This window comes from Mesorhizobium sp. M7A.F.Ca.AU.001.01.1.1, from assembly GCF_004022735.1.
Lineage (GTDB): Bacteria > Pseudomonadota > Alphaproteobacteria > Rhizobiales > Rhizobiaceae > Mesorhizobium > Mesorhizobium ciceri.
The window spans coordinates 1-1,449 of sequence record NZ_RZPF01001064.1 but is presented as its reverse complement, the minus strand read 5'-3'; the positions used below and the strand labels follow the sequence as shown (position 1 = coordinate 1,449).

Here is a 1,449-nt window from a genome sequence, read left to right as displayed (position 1 = left end):
GGCTTGCACCGTCGCCAAGCCGAGACCCGCGCTGACAAGGCCGAGCGAGGTCAGCGGGTCCGCCGTCTCATAGGCGATGTCGGGCAAAAAGCCGGCTTTGGCGCAGGCGGCAAGGAACTGGCCGCGATTGGTGTCGTCCGGCTGGCGCACGACGGTGATCCAGGTGCGACCGTCAAGATGGTGAGGCCCGATCTCTGGCACTTCAACGAGTGGGTCATCTTCGGGGATCGCCAGCACCAGCGGCTCATGCCGCAGCGCCATGGCGGCGACATCCGGATCATCATCGGGTGGCGGCGAGTAGACAAAGCCCAGATCCAGCGACCGCTGCCGTAGCCCTTCCAACTGCGCCGCCGAGCGCAGGCTTCTCAGCTGCAGGTGGAAATCCGGCCGGTCGCGACGGAACTGGCGCAGCATCCCGGCGACAAGCCCGGCATGAACGGCCCCTTCGACATAGCCGATGGCGAGCCGGCCGACGGCGCCGCTGGCCAGGTTGCGGCCGAACTCCTCCACACGTCGCGCATTGGACAGCAGCGCGCGGGCCTCGGTGAGGAAGGCGCGGCCCTCGGCGTTGAGATGGACCCGCTGCTTCGACCTCTCAAAGAGGGAAACACCCAACTGCTCCTCGAGCTGGATGATCTGCCGGCTGAGTGGCGATTGGGAAATATGCAGCATTTCGGCTGCGCGCCCGACATTTCCGGTTTCGGCGACCGTGACGAAATAGCGGAGCTGGCGCAGGTCGAACATTTCTCCTCCAAGGCTCAAGTCCCTTTGGGTCTCAACTTTATCCTAATCAGTCTTGGACTGTCTGACCAGCCAAAAGCGATAATCGGCCATCCCAACCAAAGGAGACCGCCATGCAGTTCTTTGCCCTTCTCGCTCGCAACACCGAAAAATTTACCGATGCCGATTTCGCTCCACTTCTGCCCGGCGAAGCCGAACAGCGGCGCACGCTCTACGCCGAAGGGGCGGTACGTCAGGTGTGGAACCGAGGCGACATCCCGGGCAGCGGCATGATGCTCGAGGCTGCTGATGATGCTGAGGTTCGCGGCCACCTCGCCACCTTGCCGTTGGTCAAGGCCGGCATGATGGACATTGCCGCAATCGTGCCCCTCAAGCCCTACCCCGGCTTCGGCCCGAAGCACTGACAGGGCACATCCGGGGGTGACGAAGGCGTCACCCCCGGATTGACACGGGGATCGACAGACTGTGATCGGCTGTCAAGAAACCGTCACACGAAACCGGCTTCGCGCGTGCTAGGAATCAGTATCAGGCAGCCGCCGTGCGGCGCCATCTTCGGAACATGCATCTGGCACCGCCCATGGACATCACTCTCGCCCCGGAAGGCACCGATCTCTCGCCCTACCTGCCCGACGAGCACGGACTGTTCTTCATCTATCACTTCACCGCTGAGGGCGTGCGAACCAGGGACGCCGCCGCCGCGCACTGGAC

2 protein-coding genes and 1 pseudogene are annotated in these 1,449 nt (G+C 63.7%); 2 read left to right on the top strand and 1 reads right to left on the bottom strand.

The features are described 5' to 3' along the window. The coding region (locus EN884_RS35800; RefSeq protein ID WP_128361121.1) for a LysR substrate-binding domain-containing protein at nucleotides 1–744 on the bottom strand (744 nt) is incomplete at its 3' end. A 110-nt stretch (nucleotides 745–854) separates the two neighbouring features. On the opposite strand from EN884_RS35800, the gene EN884_RS35795 reads away from it, so the two are divergent. Then, a complete protein-coding gene (locus tag EN884_RS35795; protein ID WP_013532552.1) occupies nucleotides 855–1,145 on the top strand; it encodes a muconolactone Delta-isomerase family protein in 291 nt (96 codons plus the stop codon). Between the two features lie 173 nt (nucleotides 1,146–1,318). Further along, nucleotides 1,319–1,449: pseudogene (locus tag EN884_RS40360) on the top strand (magnesium transporter CorA); the annotation flags it as partial.